The sequence below is a fragment of the Mycobacterium sp. NS-7484 genome, from assembly GCF_001953975.1.
GTDB lineage: Bacteria > Actinomycetota > Actinomycetes > Mycobacteriales > Mycobacteriaceae > Mycobacterium.
Genome location: NZ_MBEJ01000045.1, coordinates 1 through 1,120 on the forward strand (window position 1 = coordinate 1; position 1,120 = coordinate 1,120).

Consider the following 1,120-nt stretch of genomic DNA (forward strand, 5'->3'; position numbering starts at 1 on the left):
GACCGTGGCGAGGCGATCCAGGCGATGCTGTACAACGCGTTCATGTCGCTGGGCCCGAGGGACGAGGCGGGCCGCGGCTATTCGACCACGGTGCCGCATGACCTCGCCGAATTGCCCTGATAATCCACACCTTTCCGTAGATAAGGGGAAGTGAAAATGGCTCTACCTACCAACTGGGTTGATGGCATCGGCATGGTCGAAGATGCCGAGTTCCTCAACCAAGTGGGCACCGAGGTGAACTCGAACACCGACGCGCTGAGCGGCAAGAAGCTGCGGGTGATGACGCTGGCGGCATACACCGCGCTCGCGACGAAGGATGCCAACGCGATCTACTTTGTGACCGCCTGATGTCGATCAAAATCGGCACCGTCAACGTCGATCGGGTCTATGCCGGCTCGACGCCGGTCGAGTTCGTCGCCGTCGGGGCAACGAAGATCTGGGAGGCTCCGCCCCTCACCTATGGCGGCGGCGGTCCGGGTTCCACGGCCACAGCAGTGCCGCCGGCCTACGACTTCACCGCCCCGCTGAATTCCGACATTTTCGCGACAGTCACCACCGACCGGAATGCGACCGTCTCCGGGGTCACTGCTGGCGGCGCGGCGATGACGCTGATTGCCACGGTGAACCACAACAACGACGCCACCAAGGGAACCACGCGGGTTTACCGGCTGGCCAAGGGCGGTGACGGCACGGCCAAGTCGATCAAGGCGACCGGATCCGGAACGGCGTGGTGGATCGTCAATGCGTTTGCGATCGCCAATGTGGCGGTCGTCGGCACACCGGCGTACACGTACGGAAACGGAACAGCACCGTCTCAGACGGTGACGGGCCGTGGCGTGTGGATCGTCAGCACCGGCAACAACGGCACCATCGTGGGCGCCTTCTCGGGGTTCACCGGTGTCACGAACCGGCAGAACCTCGCATCCGGCCAGGGCTCATCGCAAGCTATCAACACGGTCGATACGGCCGGGACAGCGGCCGCAACGCTGAGCACGTCCGGCCCATGGGGCGCGGTGTTCATTCCGCTCGGAACTCAGTAGGAGCGCGGGCTCACCACTGGGCCAACTCGGCCCAGTCCTGCGCGCATTCCGGTGAGCAGACTTCGGCGCCGGCGGGCGCG

General features: G+C 64.6%; 2 protein-coding genes. Both read left to right on the forward strand.

Features of this window, described 5'->3' with window-relative positions; genetic code table 11:
- Positions 1-156: 156 nt before the first annotated feature.
- A complete protein-coding gene (locus A5733_RS09060; protein WP_076239871.1) occupies positions 157-348 on the forward strand; it encodes a hypothetical protein in 192 nt (63 codons plus the stop codon).
- Complete coding sequence (locus A5733_RS09065) at positions 348-1,040, forward strand: hypothetical protein (protein ID WP_076239870.1); 693 nt, start codon at positions 348-350, stop codon at positions 1,038-1,040. Before A5733_RS09060 ends, A5733_RS09065 begins: the two co-directional genes overlap by 1 nt.
- Positions 1,041-1,120: the final 80 nt, after the last annotated feature.

Excerpts from the sequence above, each read along its gene's own strand:
- A5733_RS09065 (WP_076239870.1), top strand. The coding sequence starts at position 348 with ATGTCGATCAAAATCGGCACCGTCAACGTCGATCGGGTCTATGCCGGC.
- A5733_RS09060 (WP_076239871.1), top strand. The coding sequence starts at position 157 with ATGGCTCTACCTACCAACTGGGTTGATGGCATCGGCATGGTCGAAGAT.